At 73.8% G+C, this 19,202-nt stretch carries 25 protein-coding genes; 13 read left to right on the top strand and 12 right to left on the bottom strand.

Features of this window, described 5'->3' with window-relative positions:
- Nucleotides 1–30: 30 nt before the first annotated feature.
- The 4 genes from L3X23_RS06885 to L3X23_RS06870 form a co-directional block, all read right to left on the bottom strand.
- On the bottom strand, nucleotides 31–411 hold the full coding sequence (locus tag L3X23_RS06885) for a helix-turn-helix transcriptional regulator (RefSeq protein WP_237191266.1): 381 nt from the start codon (nucleotides 409–411) through the stop codon (nucleotides 31–33).
- A gap of 282 nt (nucleotides 412–693) precedes the next feature.
- Nucleotides 694–1,593 (bottom strand): ABC transporter ATP-binding protein, encoded by a 900-nt coding sequence (locus tag L3X23_RS06880; protein WP_237191265.1) that lies wholly within the window; start codon nucleotides 1,591–1,593, stop codon nucleotides 694–696.
- A complete protein-coding gene (locus tag L3X23_RS06875) occupies nucleotides 1,590–2,657 on the bottom strand; it encodes an iron chelate uptake ABC transporter family permease subunit (protein WP_237191264.1) in 1,068 nt (355 codons plus the stop codon). The genes L3X23_RS06880 and L3X23_RS06875 overlap by 4 nt, the downstream gene beginning before the upstream one ends.
- Entirely contained in the window at nucleotides 2,657–3,727 is a 1,071-nt protein-coding gene (locus L3X23_RS06870) for an iron ABC transporter permease (RefSeq protein WP_237191263.1), read from the bottom strand. Before L3X23_RS06870 ends, L3X23_RS06875 begins: the two co-directional genes overlap by 1 nt.
- A gap of 128 nt (nucleotides 3,728–3,855) precedes the next feature.
- Between L3X23_RS06870 and L3X23_RS06865 the strand changes: the two genes are divergently transcribed.
- The 10 genes from L3X23_RS06865 (at nucleotide 3,856) to L3X23_RS06820 (ending at nucleotide 9,865) form a co-directional block, all read left to right on the top strand.
- Complete coding sequence (locus tag L3X23_RS06865; protein ID WP_237191262.1) at nucleotides 3,856–4,575, top strand: pyrimidine reductase family protein; 720 nt, start codon at nucleotides 3,856–3,858, stop codon at nucleotides 4,573–4,575.
- Between the two features lie 62 nt (nucleotides 4,576–4,637).
- A complete protein-coding gene (locus L3X23_RS06860; protein ID WP_237191261.1) occupies nucleotides 4,638–5,141 on the top strand; it encodes an Asp23/Gls24 family envelope stress response protein in 504 nt (167 codons plus the stop codon).
- Nucleotides 5,138–5,443 (top strand): hypothetical protein, encoded by a 306-nt coding sequence (locus L3X23_RS06855; protein WP_093075379.1) that lies wholly within the window; start codon nucleotides 5,138–5,140, stop codon nucleotides 5,441–5,443. Before L3X23_RS06860 ends, L3X23_RS06855 begins: the two co-directional genes overlap by 4 nt.
- On the top strand, nucleotides 5,440–5,706 hold the full coding sequence (locus L3X23_RS06850; RefSeq protein WP_237191260.1) for a hypothetical protein: 267 nt from the start codon (nucleotides 5,440–5,442) through the stop codon (nucleotides 5,704–5,706). The genes L3X23_RS06855 and L3X23_RS06850 overlap by 4 nt, the downstream gene beginning before the upstream one ends.
- On the top strand, nucleotides 5,703–5,882 hold the full coding sequence (locus L3X23_RS06845; RefSeq protein ID WP_237191259.1) for a hypothetical protein: 180 nt from the start codon (nucleotides 5,703–5,705) through the stop codon (nucleotides 5,880–5,882). Before L3X23_RS06850 ends, L3X23_RS06845 begins: the two co-directional genes overlap by 4 nt.
- A gap of 11 nt (nucleotides 5,883–5,893) precedes the next feature.
- Nucleotides 5,894–6,301, top strand: coding sequence for an Asp23/Gls24 family envelope stress response protein (locus L3X23_RS06840; protein WP_093076092.1), 408 nt, complete (start codon nucleotides 5,894–5,896; stop codon nucleotides 6,299–6,301).
- Nucleotides 6,302–6,311: 10 nt separating this feature from the next.
- Nucleotides 6,312–6,851, top strand: a complete 540-nt coding sequence (locus L3X23_RS06835) for a DUF6286 domain-containing protein (protein WP_237191258.1) — start codon at nucleotides 6,312–6,314, stop codon at nucleotides 6,849–6,851.
- Nucleotides 6,848–7,474, top strand: coding sequence for an alkaline shock response membrane anchor protein AmaP (locus tag L3X23_RS06830; RefSeq protein WP_237191257.1), 627 nt, complete (start codon nucleotides 6,848–6,850; stop codon nucleotides 7,472–7,474). Before L3X23_RS06835 ends, L3X23_RS06830 begins: the two co-directional genes overlap by 4 nt.
- A 46-nt stretch (nucleotides 7,475–7,520) precedes the next feature.
- Nucleotides 7,521–8,249 (top strand): 3-hydroxybutyrate dehydrogenase, encoded by a 729-nt coding sequence (locus tag L3X23_RS06825; RefSeq protein ID WP_093075393.1) that lies wholly within the window; start codon nucleotides 7,521–7,523, stop codon nucleotides 8,247–8,249.
- A 35-nt stretch (nucleotides 8,250–8,284) separates the two neighbouring features.
- Nucleotides 8,285–9,865: an alpha/beta hydrolase gene (locus L3X23_RS06820; protein ID WP_237191256.1), complete on the top strand. Its 1,581-nt coding sequence runs from the start codon at nucleotides 8,285–8,287 to the stop codon at nucleotides 9,863–9,865.
- An 85-nt stretch (nucleotides 9,866–9,950) separates the two neighbouring features.
- Here L3X23_RS06820 and L3X23_RS06815 read toward each other — a convergent pair whose 3' ends face one another.
- The 4 genes from L3X23_RS06815 to L3X23_RS06800 form a co-directional block, all read right to left on the bottom strand.
- Entirely contained in the window at nucleotides 9,951–10,916 is a 966-nt protein-coding gene (locus L3X23_RS06815; protein WP_237191255.1) for a glycine betaine ABC transporter substrate-binding protein, read from the bottom strand.
- Nucleotides 10,913–11,719 carry an ABC transporter permease gene (locus L3X23_RS06810; RefSeq protein WP_374204823.1) on the bottom strand — a complete coding sequence of 269 codons (807 nt, stop codon included), beginning with the start codon at nucleotides 11,717–11,719 and terminating at the stop codon, nucleotides 10,913–10,915. Before L3X23_RS06810 ends, L3X23_RS06815 begins: the two co-directional genes overlap by 4 nt.
- Nucleotides 11,720–11,791: 72 nt before the next feature.
- A complete protein-coding gene (locus L3X23_RS06805) occupies nucleotides 11,792–12,967 on the bottom strand; it encodes an ABC transporter ATP-binding protein (protein ID WP_237191254.1) in 1,176 nt (391 codons plus the stop codon).
- Nucleotides 12,960–13,607, bottom strand: coding sequence for an ABC transporter permease (locus tag L3X23_RS06800; RefSeq protein ID WP_237191253.1), 648 nt, complete (start codon nucleotides 13,605–13,607; stop codon nucleotides 12,960–12,962). The genes L3X23_RS06805 and L3X23_RS06800 overlap by 8 nt, the downstream gene beginning before the upstream one ends.
- Nucleotides 13,608–13,867: 260 nt before the next feature.
- On the opposite strand from L3X23_RS06800, the gene L3X23_RS06795 reads away from it, so the two are divergent.
- The gene (locus L3X23_RS06795) at nucleotides 13,868–14,071 is read left to right on the top strand and encodes a hypothetical protein (RefSeq protein WP_237191252.1); all 204 of its coding nucleotides are present in this window, start codon (nucleotides 13,868–13,870) and stop codon (nucleotides 14,069–14,071) included.
- Here the strand turns inward: L3X23_RS06795 and ligD are convergent.
- A complete protein-coding gene (gene ligD, locus L3X23_RS06790) occupies nucleotides 14,059–15,063 on the bottom strand; it encodes a non-homologous end-joining DNA ligase (protein ID WP_237191251.1) in 1,005 nt (334 codons plus the stop codon). The two genes, L3X23_RS06795 and ligD, sit on opposite strands and share 13 nt — an antisense overlap.
- Before the next feature lie 28 nt (nucleotides 15,064–15,091).
- Between ligD and L3X23_RS06785 the strand changes: the two genes are divergently transcribed.
- On the top strand, nucleotides 15,092–15,376 hold the full coding sequence (locus L3X23_RS06785; protein ID WP_237197944.1) for a hypothetical protein: 285 nt from the start codon (nucleotides 15,092–15,094) through the stop codon (nucleotides 15,374–15,376).
- 56 nt (nucleotides 15,377–15,432) lie between these two features.
- Entirely contained in the window at nucleotides 15,433–15,852 is a 420-nt protein-coding gene (msrB, locus tag L3X23_RS06780; RefSeq protein WP_093075421.1) for a peptide-methionine (R)-S-oxide reductase MsrB, read from the top strand.
- A gap of 14 nt (nucleotides 15,853–15,866) precedes the next feature.
- Here the strand turns inward: msrB and hemQ are convergent, their stop codons facing one another.
- The 3 genes from hemQ to hemE form a co-directional block, all read right to left on the bottom strand.
- Nucleotides 15,867–16,562, bottom strand: coding sequence for a hydrogen peroxide-dependent heme synthase (hemQ, locus tag L3X23_RS06775; protein WP_237191250.1), 696 nt, complete (start codon nucleotides 16,560–16,562; stop codon nucleotides 15,867–15,869).
- Between the two features lie 93 nt (nucleotides 16,563–16,655).
- Nucleotides 16,656–18,122, bottom strand: a complete 1,467-nt coding sequence (hemG, locus tag L3X23_RS06770; protein ID WP_237191249.1) for a protoporphyrinogen oxidase — start codon at nucleotides 18,120–18,122, stop codon at nucleotides 16,656–16,658.
- Nucleotides 18,123–18,144: 22 nt separating this feature from the next.
- The gene (gene hemE / locus L3X23_RS06765; protein ID WP_237191248.1) at nucleotides 18,145–19,185 is read right to left on the bottom strand and encodes a uroporphyrinogen decarboxylase; all 1,041 of its coding nucleotides are present in this window, start codon (nucleotides 19,183–19,185) and stop codon (nucleotides 18,145–18,147) included.
- Between the last annotated feature and the right edge of the window lie 17 nt (nucleotides 19,186–19,202).

Here is a 19,202-nt window from a genome sequence, read left to right as displayed (position 1 = left end):
CGAGACCCTAGTGCCCCGTGCCCGGCGGGGTCAGAAGCGCGTGCGCTCGTCCGGGTCGGCGCCGAAGGCGAGGTCGCGCCGGTCGAGGGTGTGCACGACGACCTCCCGCAGCGACTCCAGCACCCGCAGGGACGAGGCGTCCGCGAGCCCGTAGAACACCGACGGGCCTTCGCGGCGCACGGTGACGAGATCCGCGTGGCGCAGGACCGCGAGGTGCGAGGACAGCGTCGACGCCACCTGCCCGGTGCGCGAGCGCAGGTCGGCGACTGACCGCTCCCCGTCGGCCAGCAGCTGGAGGATCCAGATGCGGTCGGGGTGGGCGAGTGCCTTCGCGACGTCCGCGAGCACCTGTCTCGAGTGCCCGGACGACTCGGAGCCGAGATCAGGGACCGATCCAGCCTGTGGGCGCACGCGCGTCACCTCGAATGTGAGACCGGTCGCGGTCGAGTGGGGTGTTCCCGATCACATCCGGTTTCCGTATCAACGAATTCGGTAGGTCCGCCTCCGCTTTCTCGACGGCAGTCCCATTCATCCCCCCTGGCCCGCCGAGTCTATAACGAGGGCGCGTTGCGGATTCAACCGGTCACGCTGTGGCACATCGGCTCGGGACTTCTCGAAACGGCGAACGTCTGATTTACCGCCACCGTCTCGGGCAATGGGATTGCCGACATCCACCGCGCGCGAGCGCATTATTCAGGCGCGCGACGCGCGCGCCGTCCCGATCGGGACCACCATCGGAGTACCCGCGACGGGATCCGGAACCACCTTCGCCTCGAGCCCGAACACCTCGCGCAGCAGCGGCTCGGTGAGCACGTCCGCCGGCGCGCCCTGGGCCATGATCCGGCCGTCCTTCATGGCGACGAGCCGGCCGGCGTAGCGGGCGGCGAGGTTGAGGTCGTGCAGCACCATGACGACCGTGCGGCCGCGCTCGCTGTGCAGACGGTCCACCAGCTCCAACACCTCGACCTGGTGGGACAGGTCCAGGAACGTGGTGGGCTCGTCGAGCAGCAGGAGCTCGGTGCCCTGGGCGAGCGCCATCGAGATCCAGGCGCGCTGGCGCTGGCCGCCGGAGAGCTCGTCGAGCGGGCGCTCGGCGAGGTCCGCGATGCCGGTCCAGGCCAACGCCTCCGCCACGGCGGCCTCGTCGTCCCCGGACCACTGCCGGTACCAGGCCTGGTGCGGGTGCCTGCCCCGCGCCACGAGGTCGCCCACGGTGAGCCCCTCCGGCGCGGTGGGCGCCTGCGGGAGCAGCCCCAGGACGGTGGCGACCTCCTTGGTGGGGGTCCGGTCGATCCGCCGCCCGTCGAGCAGGACGTGACCCGCCGTCGGGGCCAGGAGCCGACCCAACGCCCGGAGCAGGGTGGACTTGCCGCAGCCGTTCGGCCCGATCACGGCGGTGACGGTGCCGTGCAGGATCTCGAGGTCCAGGTCCTCGACGATCGTCCGGGCGCCGTAGCCGAGCCGGACACCCTCGGCGGCGAGCCGGACCCGGGCCGCCGGGGCCTCGTCCGTCGCGGGCGCGTCCAGGTCGATCGGGGCGTCGATCGGAGCGTCGAGCGGAGCCTCGATCGCAGCGTCGGGGCGCGTGGTCATGCGCGGGCCTCCCGGCCTTGTCTGATGAGCAGGTAGAGCAGATAGGGGGCGCCGAGCACGGCCGTGACGACCCCGACCGGGAGCTCGACGGACCCGAACGCGGTGCGCGCGATGATGTCCGAGATGACCGTGAGCGCGGCCCCGACCAGCAGCGACGCGCCGATCGGCGGTCGGGACGAGCCGACGAGCCGCTGGGCGATCTGGGGCGCCACGAGCGCCACGAAGGCGATCGGCCCCGCCCCTGCGGTGGCCACGGCGGCGAGCCCGACGGCGACCAGCAGCAACAGGCTCCGCGCGGTGTTGACCCGCACACCGAGGCCCTTGGCCGTGTCGTCTCCGTACTGCAGGGCGCCCATGACGAACGCCAGCACCAGCGCGGCGGGCACCAGGACCAGCAGCGCGATCCCGACCGGGACCACGTGCTCCCACCCCCGGGCGTTCAGGCTGCCGTTCAGCCACACCTGCGCCCGCGCGGCCTCGTAGACCTGGGCGATGATGAGCAGCCAGTTCACCAGCGCGGCCAGCATCGCGTTGACGCCGATGCCGACCAACACCAGCCGGAAGCCCTGGATGCCCTTGCGCCACGCCAGCGTGTAGATCAGGACGGCGGTCACGAGGCCGCCGACCAGGGCCGCGATCGGCAGCCCCACGGCGGCGAGCCCGCCGACCAGGCCGGAGCCGCCGAGCACGATCAGGGTGACCGCCGCGGCCGAGGCGCCCCACGTGATCCCGATGATGTCCGGGCTGGCCAGCGGGTTGCGGGCGATCGACTGCATGATCGCACCGGACACGGCCAGCGCCCCGCCCACGAGCGCACCGGTCAGCGACCGCGGCAGCCGCAGCTCCAGGACGATGAACTGCTGCCCGGCGTCCCCGCCGCCGACGAGAACGGCCAGCACCTCGGGGATGGAGATGGGGAACTCGCCGCGGCCGATGTTCACCGCCAGCGCCAGCACCAGGACGACCGCGGCCACGACCAGGACGGTGACGTTCCGGGGGCGCCAGACCCCCGAGAACGGGCCGCGCCGCAGCGGGGTGCGGCCGGGGACGAGCGTGCTCGTCATCAGATCGCCATCATCCTGCGGCGGCGGACCAGGGCGATGAAGAACGGCGCCCCGATCAGCGCGAGCACGATGCCGACCTGCAGCTCGCCGGGGCGGGCGACGAGCCTGCCCACGATGTCCGCCATCAGCAGCAGCACCGCGCCCATCAGCCCGGAGGCGGGCAGCAACCAGCGGTAGTCCGGCCCGGTGAAGGCCCGCACCACGTGCGGCACGACGAGTCCGACGAACCCGATCGGCCCGCACGCGGCCGTGGCGCCCCCCGCCAGCAGGGTGATCGCCACGACGCCCAGGAACCGGGTGCGGCGCACGGACTGCCCGAGCGAGCGGGCGACGTCCTCCCCCAGCGACAGCGCGTTGAGCGCGGGGGCGCTCGCCAGCCCGATCAGCGCGCCCAGGACCAGGAACGGCGCGACCTGCCCGGCGATGGAGGCGTCCCGGCCCGCGAGCGAGCCGACGTTCCAGAAGCGGTAGGCGTCCAGGGTGTCGGTGTCGATCAGGATGATCGCCGAGACCAGGCCGCTGAGCAGGAAGGTCAGGGCGGCGCCCGCCAACGCGAGCGTCACCGGGGTGGGGCTGCCGCGCCCACTCGCCGCACCGAGCGCGAACACCGCCGCGCTGGCGACCATCGCGCCCGCGAACGCGAACCAGACGTAGCCGAACAGCGTGGTCACGCCGAACACGTAGATCCCGACGACCACGAAGAACGCCGCGCCCATGTTCACCCCGAGCAGGCCCGGATCGGCCAGCGGGTTGCGCGTGTGGCCCTGGATCAGCGCGCCCGCGAGACCGAGGGCGGCGCCGACGGCGACGCCGAGGATCGTGCGCGGGATCCGCAGCGAGCGGATGACGATGTCGTCCTCGGTGCCGGTGGGCGCCCAGAGCGCGCTCCACACGTGCGCGAACGGGATGACCTTGGTGCCGAGCGCGATGCTCGCGAACACCACCAGCACCAGGAGCGCGACCAGCAGGCCCAGCCCGGTCAGCCGCCGGGTGCGCAGCGACCGGCGGGGCCGGGCCCGGCCGGTCGCTGCGCTCCCGGCCCCCGGAACCTGCGTCGTTCCCGCCGCCACGTGTCACCCCGTCCGTACATGAGGGGACCCTGCCCTCCGGTGTGGTCCCCCTCGGTCGAAGTGAGGCTAGCCTCAGCACCGGCGGGCCGAAACCCCCGATGGATCACAGGACGTGCTGGGATGTGCGGGTGCGCAGCCTGCTACCCCCCGGATCCGACCCCGACCTCACGCAGACCTATGCCTACCCGGCGGATCTGAGCCGGCCCTGGGTCCGGGTCAACTTCGTGTCCAGTCTCGACGGCGCGGTCTCGGTCGACGGCGTCTCCTCCGGTCTCGGCTCCCCCGCGGACAAGGCCGTGTTCGGCGTCCTGCGCAGGCTCGCCGACGTGATCCTCGTCGGGTCCGGCACGGCGCGCGCCGAGCGCTACCGCGGCGCCCGCACGCCGACGATCGGGCGGGACACTCCCCCGCCGATCGCCGTCGTCACGGGGTCGGCGTCCCTGGAGACCGACCTCGGGCTGTTCACCGACACCGCCGTCCCCACGATCGTGCTCACCACCGCCGAGGCCCCGGCGGACCGGCGCGCCGCCCTGCGGGAGGCGGGCGGGGACGTCGTCGAGCTGCCGGACCTGCGGGTCCCCACCCTCCTCGGCGAGCTCGACCGCCGCGGGCTGCGCCGCGTGCTCTGCGAGGGCGGACCCGGCCTGCACGGCGACCTGGTCGCCGCCGGGGCCGTGGACGAGCTGTGCCTCACCCTCTCCCCGCTGCTGGCGGCGGGCGAGGCGGGCCGGATCGCCCGGTCCGCCGCGGGGGTCGAGCCCGAGGACATGACCCTCCACTCCGTACTGGAGGAGGACTCGACCCTGCTCCTGCGCTATCACATCCGCCATTCGAGTGAACATCTGTGAGGGCGGACGGGGAACCCACGTCAGAAGATGTGGAAGCGCACCACAGCACGGGAGGAATACCCATGACCACCAGCACCCCCGCCACCACCGCGCCCTCGACGGCGAACCCGGCAGGCACCGCGGGCAGCCCGAGCCGCCTCGCCGAGGACACCTCGCAGGGCAAGACCACCATCGCGGCCTCCGTGGTCCAGAAGATCGCCGGCATCGCCGCGCGGGAGATCTCCGGCGTCCACTCCATGGGCGGCGGGCTGTCTCGCACCTTCGGCGCCCTGCGCGAGCGCATCCCCGGCGGCGGCACCGGCGCCTCGAACATCGCGGGTGTGCAGGTCGAGGTCGGCGAGAAGCAGGCCGCGATCGACCTGGACATCGTCGTGGAGTACGGCGCGTCCATCGTGGAGCTCGCGCGCGCCGTGCGACGCAACGTGATCACCGCGGTCGAGCGGATGACCGGCCTCGAGGTCATCGAGGTCAACATCGCCGTGAACGACATCCACCTGCCCGACGAGGACGACGACTCGGCGCCCACGCCGGTCCCGGCCACCCCGGCGACCTCGCGCGTCGAGTGACCACGTCCGCCGCCGAGACCGACGCGCTCGCGCGGGCGGTCGCCGACGCCGTGACCGCGGATCCCGCGGTCGCGCGGCTCGACGGCGGTGTCTACGGCGCGGTGCTGACCTACCTGCCCGGCGAGAAGCTGGTCGGGGTGCGGGTCGCGGACCGCGTCGAGGTCGCCGTCGTGCTCCACCTCGGCCCGCCGATCCCGGCGGTCGTCGAGCGGCTGCGGGCCCGCGTGGCCCGCATCGTCGGCGACCGTCCGGTGGACCTGACCGTGTCCGACGTCGTCCCCGCGCAGGTCGGCCTGCTGTGACACCGGAGGAGCGGGCGTTCGTCAAGGCCCACCACCCCGACCGGGGCGGTGATCCCGAGGCCTTCGTCGCCGGGTTGGCGGCGTTGCGCGCGCGGGCCGAGCCCGCGGACGCGCCGCCGCCGGACCCCCGGTTCGACCGGCCCGTCGAGTTCGTCGCCACTCCTCCCCTCCCCGTCCGGATCGTCATCGCGGCGATCCGGACGGCCCGTCGCCGGGCCCGGTCCCGGCTCTCCGAAGACCAGGAAGACCAGGAGCACTCATGAACGCCACCCAGACCGGCCTGCTGGCCGGGCTCCTACTCGGCCTCGCCGCCGCCTTCGGCGGTTTCGTCGCCTTCATCATCGTGCTGGTCCTGGGCGCGCTCGGGCTCGCCGTCGGCCGGTTCCTCGACGGCGAGCTGGACCTGTCCGGCGTGCTCGGCCGGGCCCGGGACAAGTGACCGTGTCCACCGTGCCCGCCCCCGGGTCCCGGGCGCCCGCGGCGGTCGCGCTGCCCGCCGGGGCCCCGGACGCCGACGAGCGCGGCGGACTCGACATCGACCCCGTCGTGCTCCGCAAGATCGTCGAGTACGTGACCGACCGGACCCCGGGCACGCTGCACCGCGAGCGCCGGGTCGCCGGCCTCGAGGTCGGCGACGCCGGGCCCCGCGCGCGGGTGAGCGCCGTCGGCGACTCCGTGGACGTCCGCCTCGAGCTCACCTGCGTCTACCCGACCCCGGTGCGCACCACGGTCCACACCGTGCGCGAACGGATCACCGCCGAGCTGGCCCGGCTCACCGGGCACCACGTCCGTTCGGTCGCCGTGACCGTCTCCGGGTTGCGCCCGCCCGCGGGCCCCCGCGCACCCAAGATCCAGTAAGGAGGCCGCCGTGCGCGTGCTGCTCCGCACCCTCGCCCCGCTGCTGGGGCTCGCCCTGGCGGCGGTCGGGGTGCTGCTCGTGATCGAGGTCGTGGCGGCCTGGGTCCGCCCCGGCTCGACCACCGGGATCGTCGTGCCCTGGCAGGCCTGGCAGGCGACCCTGCGCGACACCACCTGGTCCGACGGCCCGGTGCTCGTCGTCTCCGTGTGCGTCGGCGTGATCGGGCTGCTCCTGCTGCTCGTGGCGCTGCTCGCCCGCCGCCACGACGTCCCGCTGACCTCGCCGACCCCCGCCATGACCGTGTCGACCTCCCCGCGGGTGCTCGCCCGGCTGGTCGGCCGGACCGTCCGGGCGTCCGACGACGTCGCCGCCGCCACCGTGTCCGCCTCCGCCCGCCGGGTGGTCGTGCGGGCCGAGGGATGGCCGGAGGACGAGGGCTCGCTCAAGGAGACCGTCCGGGCCCGGACGGACGCGCTGCTCGACGACCTGCCGCTCGCCCGGCGACCCTCGGTCGCCGTCACCACCCGCAGCCGGAAGGAGCCGCGATGACCACGGTGGACATGCCGAAGGGGGTCGTGCGCCGCTCCCGCCGCGCCGTCGCCCGGTCGGCGGGCGGGGACCGCACCCGCCTGGCGCTGCTCGGGCTGGTCCTGCTGCTCGCGGGCACCGGCGCGGCGCTGCTGGGCTGGGGGGTGTTCGGCCGCGGCCGGGCGGGCAGGCCGCTGCTCGACCCGATGATCGTGGACGCGCTGCGCGCCCAGCCGCTGCTCTGGCGGTGGGTGGCGATCGCCGCCGGGGTGCTGCTGCTGGTCGTCGGGCTGTGGTGGGCGGTGCGCTCGCTGCGCCCCGAACGCCGCCCCGACCTGCTCCTGGAGTCCGACGCCGAGACCAGGCTGCTGGTCACCGCCGGGGCCGCCGCGGACGCCGTGGCCGAACGGGCCGCCGGGCTCCGCGGGGTCTCGCGCACCCGGGGCCGGATGGTCGGCAAGCCCGGGAGCCCCGCGCTGCGGCTCACCGTCTGGCTGGACGACGAGGCGGACGTCGCCGAGATCTGCAGGCGGCTCGACGCGGAGATCGTCACCGAGGCCCGGGACGCGCTCGGGATCGCCCACCTCCCCGTCGCCGTCCGCCTGGAGCTGGACACCGCGAAGTCCACGCCGCGGGTGGCGTGAGCAGGTCGACACGCTCCGCGGCCCGATCCCGCCCTAGGCTCCTCCCATGACGCTCTCCGGCAAGAAGGCCCTGGTCACCGGCGCGGCGAGCGGGATCGGGGCCGCCATGGCCCACCGGCTGGCCGCGGACGGCGCGCACGTCTACGCCGTCGACCTGGTGGCGGTGCCCGCCGCGGAGGGGATCGAGCCGCTGGTCTGCGACCTCACCGACCTGGACGCGGTCGACGCGCTGCCCGCCGACGTGGACGTGCTGGTCAACAACGCGGGCCGCCAGCACGTCTCACCGATCGAGGACTTCGACCCGGCCCTGTTCCACGCGATCCTGACGATCATGCTCGAGGCCCCGTTCCGGCTGGTCCGGCGGGTGCTGCCGCACATGTACGCGCAGGGCTGGGGGCGGGTGGTCAACGTGTCCAGCGCGCACGGGCTGCGCGCCTCGCCGTTCAAGTCGGCCTACGTGGCGGCCAAGCACGGCCTCGAAGGGCTGTCGAAGGTCACGGCGCTGGAGGGCGCGCCGCACGGGGTGACCAGCAACTGCGTCAACCCGGCGTACGTGCGGACCCCGCTCGTGGAGAAGCAGATCGCCGACCAGGCCCGGGCCCACGGCATCCCCGAGGACCAGGTCGTCGAGCAGATCATGCTCACCCCGGTGGCGGTGAAGCGGCTGATCGACCCGGCCGAGGTCGCCGAGTTCGCGAGCGTGCTCTGGGGCCCCGCCTCGGCGTCGATCACAGGGGTGTCGCTGGTGCAGGACGGCGGCTGGACGGCGCACTGACACCCGGTTCACGGCGGGTCGGTCAGACTGGTGGGGTGGGGGCTCGTGTGCGGTGGCTGGTGCTCGCGCTGGTCGGCGCCCTCGTCCTCGCAGGCTGTGCCCTCGGACCCTCGCAGCGCCCGCCCGTCGCCGTCCGCGGCGAGCGGACCGGCGGCCCGCCGACCAGCGCAGAGGCTCCGCCCGCCGACCCGAACGCGCTCCCGACACCCGAGCCGCTCGACACGCTGATCGACTACTCGGACTGCACCGCGGACACCCTGGAGGCGGTCGCGGCGGCGGGCTACCCGGTCCCCGCCGGGCGCGCGCTCTCCGCGAGCTGCGGGCAGCTCGAGGTCGACACCGACCCCCAGCGGCGCGGCGCCGACACCACCCGGGTCGGGGTGCTGCGCGTCTCGCGGGCGGACGCGCCGCGCAACCGGCCCGCGCTCGTCGTGGTCGGGGACAGCGCGGCGGGCGGGTCCGCCCGGCTCGCCGCCCGAATGGCCACGCTCGTGTCCGATCCCGTGCTCGCCACCTACCAGCTCGTCGGGATCGACCGCCGCGGCACCGGTGGTGACCTGCTGGACTGCGCCCCGCCCGACGCGCGGGCCGCCCTCACCGACGTGCCCCCGGTCCCGGGGGACGCCGGGCTGGCGGGACTGCTGGAGGACGCCCGCGCGGTCGTGCAGGACTGCTACCTGTTGCTGGACAGCGACATCGGCTCCTACCGGACCGCCGCCACGGCCGCGGACCTGGAGATCCTGCGCACGCAGCTGCGGACCGCGCACCTGAACGTGCTGGGCCTCGGCGACGGGGCCACCGCCGCGGCGGCCTGGGCCTTCGCCCACCCCCGGTCCGTCGGACGGCTGGTGCTCGACTCCCCCGTCGACCTCGCCACGCCCGAACCGGACCGGACCGAGGCGCGCACCGCCGCCACCGAGGCGGCCTTCGACGCCTTCGCCGCGGCCTGCGTCGCACGGGGGAACTGCCCGCTGGGGCCGGACCCGCGGGCCGCGGTGGCCGGCGTCGTCGGCGGGCTCGGACAGCAACCGCTCGCCTCCGCCGACGGTGACCGGCTCACCGCGGGCGGCACGCTCGCCGCGCTGCGCGCCGGGTTGCCCGACCCGGCGCGGTGGCCCGCGCTGGCCGCCGGGCTGGCCGCCGCGGGCGCCGGGGACCCGTCCGGGCTCTTCGCCTTCCTCGCCCCGGTGCTCGGGGACGGCGGCACGTTCGACGCCGCGCTCGCCACCGCCTGCAACGACTCCACCCAGCGGCTCGCCCCGCCCCAGGTCGCGCAGCTCGCCGACCGGTGGGGCACCCGGTACCCGCTGTTCGGGGTGGCGGCGGCCCAGGGGCTGCTGGCGTGCGGCCCGTGGCCGACCGCGCCGGGCGCGCCCGAGGTCGGCACCCTGCCGCCCGAGGCCGCCCCGGTCCTGGTGCTGGGCACCGCGGCCGACGCCCGGGCCCCCCTCGCCGGCTCCCAACACGTCGCGCAGTCGTTGGGCCGCAGCGCCTTCGTCGGATGGCAGGGGGCCGGCCAGGGCGCCTACCCGCGCAACGCCTGCGTGACCGCCCTGGTCGAACAGACCCTGCTGGCGGGCGTCCTCCCCCGCGACGGCACGGTCTGCCCCGCCTGACTCCCGCATTGTGGAGCCACAACTGTCGTTTCCGGGGCCGGAAACGACAGTTGTGGCTCCACAATGTCGTGGGTGGCGAGGGATGTCAGGCGGTGTCGGGGCCGATGAAGCCCTTCGCGATCATCCAGTCCCTCGCGACGGTGGCGGCGTCCTCGCCGTCGACGTCCACCTTCTTGCCGAGCTCGATCATCTCGTCGTTCGTCAGGGCCTGGGCGATGGGCGCCATGACGTCCGCGATCTGCGGGTGCTGCTGCAGGAACTCGGTCCGCAGGACGGGGCTGATGTTGTACTGCGGGAAGAACTTCTTGTCGTCCTCCAGCACCCGCAGGTTCAGGCCCGCGATCCGGCCGTCCGTCGTGAAGATCTCACCGAAGTTGCACGTGCCGTTGGCGATGCCCGCGTAGATCGCGCCGGTGCCGAAGGTCTTGACCTCCGCCGGGCGGAACCCGTACGCCGCCTGCACCCCGGGCAGCCCGTCCTGGCGGCTGGCGAACTCGGTCTCCACACAGAACACGCCCTCGGCCGGGTTCTGCTGCAGGAAGGCCGTCATGTCCGACGTCGTGACCAGGTCGTGCTGCTGCGCATAGGCCTCGGTCACGCCGAAGGCGTAGGTGTTGTTGAGCTCCGAGTACGGCAGCCAGGTGATGCCGTTCTGCGCGGCGTCCTCGTCCCGGACCGCCTCGTACTGGGCCTTCTCGTCCGGGATCGGGTCCGTGTGCCCCAGGTAGTTGATCCACCCGGTGCCGGAGTACTCCCAGGTCAGGTCGATGTCCCCGGTGCGAAGCGCCAGCCGGGAGTTGGACGAGCCCTGGATGTTGGTGAGGTCCACCGGGGTGGCCCCCGCCGCGGCCAGCGCCAGCTCCGACATGTACCCGACGAGGATCTGCTCGGTGAAGTCCTTGGACCCGACGACGACGGTGACGCCCTCGAGCTCCGGGACGGGCTTGATCGACCCCGGGGTCACGGTGAACGGGACCGCGGTGTTCTGGGACAGCCCGCAGCCGGCCAGGATCGAGGTCAGCGCGACCAGCAGGACGACGAGCCGCCTCACTGCTCCGCCCCCTTCGGCGCCAGCCAGAGCTCGGCCATGCCGCCCAACCAGTCCACGAGCAGCGCCAACCCGATCGCGAGCACCGCGCCGACGTACATCACCGAGTTCAGCTGCAGCTTGTACCCGGTGTCGATCAGCTCGCCCAGCCCGCCGCCGTTGACGAAGAACGCCAGGGTGGCCGTGCCGACCGCCAGCACCAACGCCGTGCGCAGGCCCGCCAGGATCAGCGGCACCGCCAGCGGCAGCTCGACCCGGAGCAGCACGCCCGAGGCGGACATGCCGATGCCGCGGCCCGCGTCGATCAGCGACCGGTCCACCTGCTGGATGCCGACCATCGTGTTCCGCAGCACCGGCAGCAGCGTGTAGAAGATCAGCGGGATCGCGACGGCCCACAGCCCCTCGATGCCCGACCACAGGAAGAACAGCACGATCACGCCGAGCGCGGGCGCGGCCTGGCCGATGTTCGCGACGGCCAGGAACACCGGGCTCAGCCACTTCAGCGCGGGCCGGGTCAGCGCGACACCCAACGGCACCGCGATGACCACCACCAGCACGCTCACCACCAGCGTGATCAGGATGTGCTGGCCGGTGAGTTCCAGGATGGTCGGCAGGTTCAGCGTCTCGCGCTCGTTGGCGTTCAGGTCGCTGCTCAGCGCCCAGATCACCACCGCCGCCACCAGCACCACGACGGCGACGGGCTGGATGAACAGCCGCAGCCGGTCCGAGCGGGAGGCGACGCTCGCACGCGGCGGGACGGACCGGGTCTCGCTGACCCCGGCGAGGCCTTCGGCGACGGCGGTCACGATGTCGCCTCCGCGGGACCGAGTACGTCGGCGGTCATGATGTCGCCTCCGCGGGACCGAGTACGTCGGCGGTCACTCGCTCACCCCGTGTTCCTCGCGGTTGGTGGCGATCACGCTGGTCACGGTGTCGATGTCGATCGTGCCCAGCAGCTCGCCGCGCTGCCCGGTGACGACCGCGCGGCCGCCCTCGGTGAGGATCGCCTCCAGGGCGTCCTGCAGGGTGGAGGCGGGCGAGACCGAGTCGCCGACCGGCTTCCCGACCGTCGAGAGGTCGTGGCGGCCCGCCAGCTCGCGGACGTGCACCCAGCGCTGGGGTCGCCTGCGGGCGTCGAGCACGAGGGCGTAGGTCCGGCCGGTCTGCGCCAGCTTCTCGGCGACGGCCGCGGGGCGCTCGTGGTCGCCGACGGCCAGCACCGCGTCCGTGTCGTAGGCGACGTCCCGCACCCGGGTCAGCGTCAGCTGCTTCAGCGACGCACCCGCGCCCACGAAGCCCGCCACGGTGTCGTTGGCCGGGTTGGCGAGGATGGCCTCGGGCGTGTCGTACTGCTGGATCGAGGACCGGTCGCCCAGCACGGCGATCTTGTCCCCGAGCTTGACGGCCTCGTCGAAGTCGTGGGTGACGAACACGATCGTCTTGCCCAGGTCCGCCTGCAGCCGCAGCAGCTCGTCCTGCAGGTTGCCGCGGGTGATCGGGTCGACGGCGCCGAACGGCTCGTCCATGAGCAGCACCGGGGGGTCCGCGGCGAGCGCGCGGGCCACCCCGACGCGCTGCTGCTGGCCGCCGGAGAGCTGGCGGGGCAGCCGTTGGGCGAACGTGCCCGGGTCCAGACCGACCAGGTCCATCATCTCCTCGACGCGGTTCTGGATCCGCTGCTTGTCCCACTTGAGCAGGCCCGGCACGACGGCGATGTTCTGCGCCACCGTGTAGTGCGGGAACAGCCCGGCCTGCTGGATGGCGTAGCCGATGCCGCGGCGGAGCTCGTCGGCGTCGAGCTTGAGCGCGTCCTCGCCGCCGATGGTGATCACGCCCGAGGTGGGCTCCACCATGCGGTTGATCATGCGCATCGTGGTGGTCTTGCCGCAGCCGGACGGGCCGACGAACACGACGATCTTCCCGGCCGGGATCGTCATCGTGAACTCCTCGACCGCGGGGGCCTTGGTGTTCGGGTACCGCTTGGTGACCTTCTCCAGGCGGATCTCCGCGCCGGAGACGCCCTGTGCGAGCGGCTGGTCGAGAGTCTCAGTCACGGATCCCCCTGGGAGTGGTGAAGCGGGCGATGAGCACGAAGATCCCGTCCAGGATCAGGGCCAGGACGACGACGCCGAGCGTCCCGGCGAGCGCCTGGTTCAGCGAGTTCGCCGATCCGGCGCGGGTCAGTCCGGAGAACACCTCCGACCCCAGGCCGAAGCCCTTCGCGTAGGCCGCGATGACCGCGATGCCCATCAGCATCTGGGCCGAGACGCGCATGCCGGTCAGGATCGCGGGCCAGGCCAGCCGCAGCTCGACGCGGGTGAGGACACCGACCCGGCTCATCCCGACACCCTTCGCGGCATCGGACACGGCGGGGTCGACGCCGGCCAGGCCGACGATCGTGTTGCGCACGATCGGGAGCAGCCCGTACAGCGTCAACGCGATGACGCTCGGCGTGACACCGAGTCCCACGATCGGGATCAGCAGACCGAGCAGCGCGAACGACGGGATCGTCAGGATCGTGCTGGACAGGGCCGTGGCGATCGCGGAGCCCGCGGAGCTGCGGTAGACCAGGACGCCCACCACCACACCGATGATCGCGGCGAGGACCACGCACTGCACGACCCCGCTGACGTGCAGCCAGGCCTGCAGCGACAGCCGGTCCCACCGCTCGGCGACGTACTGCCAGAGGCTCACTCGCCACCTCCTCTCGTCACCGTGCGCAGCCGCGGATCGGCCGGGCGAGTGGGTGAACCCTACGGGCATCATCCGTGCCGCGCTGGGTATGGGAGCGCCGGACGGGTCTGTCCGACACGGCCGTTCGCGTTCGGGCGAGGGGCTGTTCGGGCCCTCCTCCCTCATCCTGATGAAAGCCCTCCCCACCCCGACACACCGGCGGCGGGCGGCGCGACAGACCCCGTGGAAGTCACGTCCAGACCCGTCGGGGGTTCTCGCTCATGCTCGCTCTGCTGTCGGCCCGGTTCACGTCCCGGATGCCGAGGTCCGCTCCGGTCGCCGGGGTCTCCGGGGACGGCGCGGCGTCGTGTCGCTGCGGCCACGACCTGGGCCACCACGACCACTGGCGGTCCGGCACCGACTGCGTCGCCTGCGGCTGCGGCCGCTACCGCTCCGCCCGGCGCGGCGCCCGTCAGTCCTTCTGACGCGCCCGGCTGGGCTGGACCCGCATCGGCTCGCCGGGCATCTTCGGATACTCCGGCGGGTAGGGCATCTCCCCCAGCCCGTCCGCCTCGTACCACTCCAGGGCGAGCTCGCAGCCGCCGCGCTCGCGCCCCATGTCGGCGTGCGGGTCGCCGCGCTCGGCCAGCAGGCCGGGGACCGTGCGCAGGGTGAAGTCGTCCGGCTCGGCGTCCGGCAGGTCGTCCCAGCTCAGCGGCATCGACACGGTGGCGCGCGGCAGCCCCCGCACCGACCAGGCGCTCGCGATCGTGCGGTCCCGGGCGGCCTGGTTGAAGTCGAGGAACACCCGTTCGCCGCGTTCCTCCTTCCACCACGCGACGGTCGCCTTCTCCGGGATCCGGTCGGCGACCCGGCGGGCGAGGGTGATCACGGCGCGGCGGACCTCGATGAAGTCCCACTCCGGGCGGATCGGCGCGAAGACGTGCAGGCCGCGCCCGCCGGAGGTCTTGGGCCAGCCGGTCAGTCCCGCCTCGTGCAGCACCTCGCGCAGGACGGCGGCGACCTCCACCGCGTCCGCGAAGTCGGTGCCGGGCTGCGGGTCGAGGTCGATGCGCAGCTCGTCGGGGTGGTCGGTGTCGGGACGCCGCACGGGCCACGGGTGGAAGTCCAGCGTGCCCATGTTCGCGGCCCAGGCGATCGAGGCGGGCTCGGTGGGGCAGAACGTGTCCGCCGTCCGGCCGCTGGGGAAGGTGACCCTGGCGGTCTCGATGTAGTCGGGCGCCCCCTTGGGCAGGCGCTTGGCGAAGAACGGCTCGCCGTCCACACCGTCCGGGTAGCGCTTCAGGTTCGTGGGCCGGTCCCGCAGCACCGCCAGCATCGGCTCCGCGACCGCCACGTAGTACTCCATGACCTCGCGCTTGGTGATCCCGAGGTCCGGGAAGACCACCTTGTCCGCGCTGGTCAGACGCACCTCGCGGCCGCCGACGTCGAGCAGGATGACCGACTTCGCCGCCATGGTCGCGAAACCTACTACCCTGCTGCTCATGGCGGAGAGCTGGACACGTCGCTTCGACGACGATCTCGCCGGTCTGGACCCCACGGACCCGGAGGCGCGCGCCTTCGCCGAGCACCTCGACCGGATGCAGCGCGACCGCCCGTCCTACACCGTGGAGGGCTACCTCGACGGGGTGCGGGACTTCGCCGAGTCGACCAACCGGGCGCAGGGCGCCCGGTACTGGGCGGCGGTCGCGGTGGTGGTGTTGCTGCTGGTCGGCGTGGTGTGGGTGGTCGCGAACGCGCTGGTGAGCATGCTCGGGGCATGGGTGTAGGGCGCCGCGCGTTGCACCCCACGGCAACCGTTGCCGGGAAGGGTTAGCGTGAACGCATGACTTCTGGAGTGGAGCCCGCCGCCAAGATCGTCAAGACGGACGAGGAGTGGCGCGCGCAGCTGTCTCCGGCGGAGTACCAGGTCCTGCGGCAGGCGGGGACCGAGCGGCCGTTCGTCGGGGAGTACACCGACACCACGACGGTCGGGGTCTACCACTGCCGCGCGTGTGGAGCCGAGCTGTTCCGGAGCGAGACGAAGTTCGCGTCGCACTGCGGCTGGCCGTCGTTCTACGCGCCGGAGAACGCCGCGGTGATCGAGAAGGTGGACACCTCGCTCGGGATGCGCCGGGTCGAGGTGCTGTGCGCGAACTGCCACAGCCACCTGGGCCACGTCTTCGAGGGTGAGGGCTACCCCACCCCCACCGACCTGCGCTACTGCATCAACTCGATCTCGATGACGCTGGAGCCCGCCGAGTAGGCCGCGGTCGGCGGCTACGGGAGGGTGGTCACCAGCGCACCGACCTCGACGCGGGGGCCGGTGTAGAAGGGGATCTCCTCGCGGACGTGCAGGCGGGCCTCGGTCCCGCGCAGGTGCCGCATGAGGTCGACGATGCGGTGCAGCTCGTCCGCCTCGAACGCGAGGATCCACTCGTAGTCGCCGAGCGCGAAGGCGGGGACGGTGTTGGCCCGGACGTCCGGGAAGTCCCGGGCCTCCCTGCCGTGGTCGGCGAGCATCTTCCGACGCTCGTCGTCCGGCAGGAGGTACCACTCGTAGCTGCGGACGAAGGGGTACACGCAGACGTAGCGCTTGGGGTCCTCGCCCGCCAGGAACGCCGGGATGTGGCTCTTGTTGAACTCGGCCGGGCGGTGCAGCGCGACCTGGCTCCAGACGGGCACCGAGGCGCGGCCGAGGGAGGTCTCGCGACGCAGGTCGGCGTACGCGGCCTGCAGGGCCTCCAGGTTGTCCGCGTGCCACCACACCATGTAGTCCGCGTCCGCCCGCACGCCCGCGAGGTCGTACACCCCGCGCACCACGACGCCCTTGCCCTGCAACGCCTCGACGAACTCGGTGGCCTGCGTCGCCGCGGCGGCGCGGTCCTCCCCGAGCCGGCCGGGTTCCACCCGGAAGACCGACCACATGGTGTAGCGGATCGTCGCGTTGAGCTCGGCGTAGTCCAGGCGGGCCATGGGTGACATGCTGCCACGCCCACCCGCCCTCCGACCCCACACCCGCCGGTCACGCCCCTCACACCGCGACTCCGCCGGGGCGCGGCCGGACCGTCAGGCCGAGAGGGTGCCGGCGATCCGCTCGGCCGCGGCGCGGGCGGTGGCGACGCACGCGGCGACGCCGACCCCGTGCAGTGCCGCACCCACGACCTCGAGCCCGGGCTGTCGGGCGGCCTCGATCGCCGCGACCCGCTCGTCGTGCCCCACGGCGTACTGCGGCAGCCCGCCACCCCACCGCTGCACGTGCGTCGCGACCGGGTGGGCGGTGAGGCCGTGCAGGGTGGCGAGGTCGCGGCGGGCCCGGGCGACCAGCTCGTCGTCCGGCACGCGGAGGGTCGTGGCCTCGCCGAACCGACCCATCGAGACGCGCAGCCGGAGGAGGCCGTCCGGGGAGACGTGCGCCCACTTGCGCGACGAGTGCGTGGCGGCCTTGATCGCCAGGGGCTCGTCCGCCGCGACCAGCACGCCCGAGGTCTCCGGCCCCTCGATCCCGTCGTAGGCGAGCGCGACCACGGCGGAGGACGCCAGCTCGATCTCGCCCAGCGGCCGGGCGGCGGGTGTCCCGGCCAGCAGGCGTGCCGCCGCGGGGGCGGGGACCGCGAGGACCACGGCGTCGACGTCGAGATGCTCGGGCGACGTGGTCGGACCGAGGGTCACCCGCCAGCCGCCCGGGGTCCGGGCCAGCTCACGCACCGTGGTGCCGAGCCGGAGCTCGGGCTTCGCCGCCTCCACGAGGGCGTCGAGCAGGGTGCCGTAGCCGCCGGTCAGCGCACCGAACACCGGACCCGCCTGCGGCCCCGCCACCCGCGGGCCACCGGACTCCGGGGCTCGCTCCGGAGAACTCGCGGGGCCGTTGTGAGGGACTCGCGGGGCCGGAGCGGGGGACTCGCGGGGTGGGGCGGGCGTCACGGCGGTGGTGGCCGCGTCGGTCAGGGAGGGGGCGCCCCGGTCCAGGGCCTTCGCCAGCTGCGGGATGGTGGCGCGCAGGCCCAGGGAGTCGACGCGGCCCGCGTAGACGCCGCCCAGCAGGGGCTCCACCAGGCGCTCGGCGACCTCGTCGCCGAGGCGGTCCCGCAGCACGGCGCCGAGGCTCGCGTCCTGCCCGGGACGCCAGGTCAGCGGGCGGGTCCGCTCGGCCGCCACCTCCGCCCGGGCGGCGGGTGAGAGGACCGCGGAGAGGTCGGAGGTCGCCGTCGGGACCCCCATCAGGGTGCCGGTGGGCATCCCGACCGTGCGCCCGCCCGCGCGGATGGTCGGCGAGGCACCCGTGGGGTGCACGACGCGGTCGGTCAGGCCCAGCTCGGCGACCAGCGCCGGGACCTCCGGCCTGCGGGCGAGGAAGGCCTCGGCCCCGACGTCGAACGGCACGCCCGCCAGGTCGACGGTGTGCAGCACGCCGCCGACGCGGTCCCGCTGCTCCAGCACGACGATCTCGGCCGCGGACCCCAGCAGGGTGCGCAGCCGCTGCGCCGCCGCCAGGCCCGAGACCCCGGCGCCGACGATCGCGATCCGACCCGTCATCCGCGGGCCCCGACGTGCGGGTTCAGAGCGAGTGCACCAGGTCGACCGTGCGGGTGATCATGTCCGGGTCGGTGCCCGGCAGCACCCCGTGTCCGAGGTTGAACACGTGGGACGGCGCCCGCCTGCCCTCGGCCACGATCCGGCGGGTCTCCTCGGCGACCGAGTCGACGTCCGCGAACAGCACGGCCGGATCCAGGTTGCCCTGGACCGGGAGGCCGCCCGCGCGCTGCGACCCGACGTCCAGCGGGGTGCGCCAGTCGACCCCGATGACGTCCGCCCCCGCCTCGGCCATGGCCCCGAGCAGCGACCCGGTCCCCACGCCGAAGTGGAAGCGCGGCACGTCCCGGATCCGGTCCAGGACCGACGCCGAGTGCGGCAGCACGAACCGCCGGTAGTCCCGCTCCGACAGCGCGCCCGCCCAGGAGTCGAACAGCTGGACCGCGTCCACACCCGCCGCGACCTGCGCCTCGAGGAAGGTCGCCGTCAGCTGGGCGAGGTGGGCCATCAGGGCGTGCCAGACCTCGGGCGCGGAGTACATGAGCGCCTTCGTGCGCTCGTGGTTGCGCGAGGGCCCGCCCTCCACCAGGTACGAGGCGAGGGTGAACGGGGCCCCGGCGAACCCGATCAGCGGGGTCTCCCCCAGCTCGCGCAGCAGCAGGGCCACGGCGTCCGTCACCGGCGCGACCTGGGCGGCGGCGAGCATCGGCAGGTTCTCGACGTCCGCGGCCGTGCGCACCGGGGACGCCACGACGGGCCCCGTGCCGGGCACGATGTCCACGCCGATCCCCGCCGCGTACAGGGGCACCACGATGTCCGAGAACAGGATCGCGGCGTCCACCCCGTGCCGCCGGACGGGCTGCAGGGTGATCTCGCAGGTCATCTCGGGGTCGAGGCAGGCCTGCATCATCGAGGTGTCCGCGCGCAGCGCGCGGTACTCCGGCAGCGACCGGCCCGCCTGGCGCATGAACCACACCGGCAGGCGCTCCGGGCGCTCACCACGGGCCGCGGCCAGGAACGGCGAGGCCGACAACGTCCGACGCGGGGAGGTCACCGAGGTGTTCATCGCCGCTCATCGTCCCA

It is taken from the genome of Pseudonocardia sp. WMMC193, assembly GCF_021728735.1.
Taxonomy (GTDB): domain Bacteria; phylum Actinomycetota; class Actinomycetes; order Mycobacteriales; family Pseudonocardiaceae; genus Pseudonocardia; species Pseudonocardia oroxyli.
The sequence above is the reverse complement of the archived record's forward strand: the minus strand, read 5'-3'. Positions and strand labels throughout refer to the sequence as shown.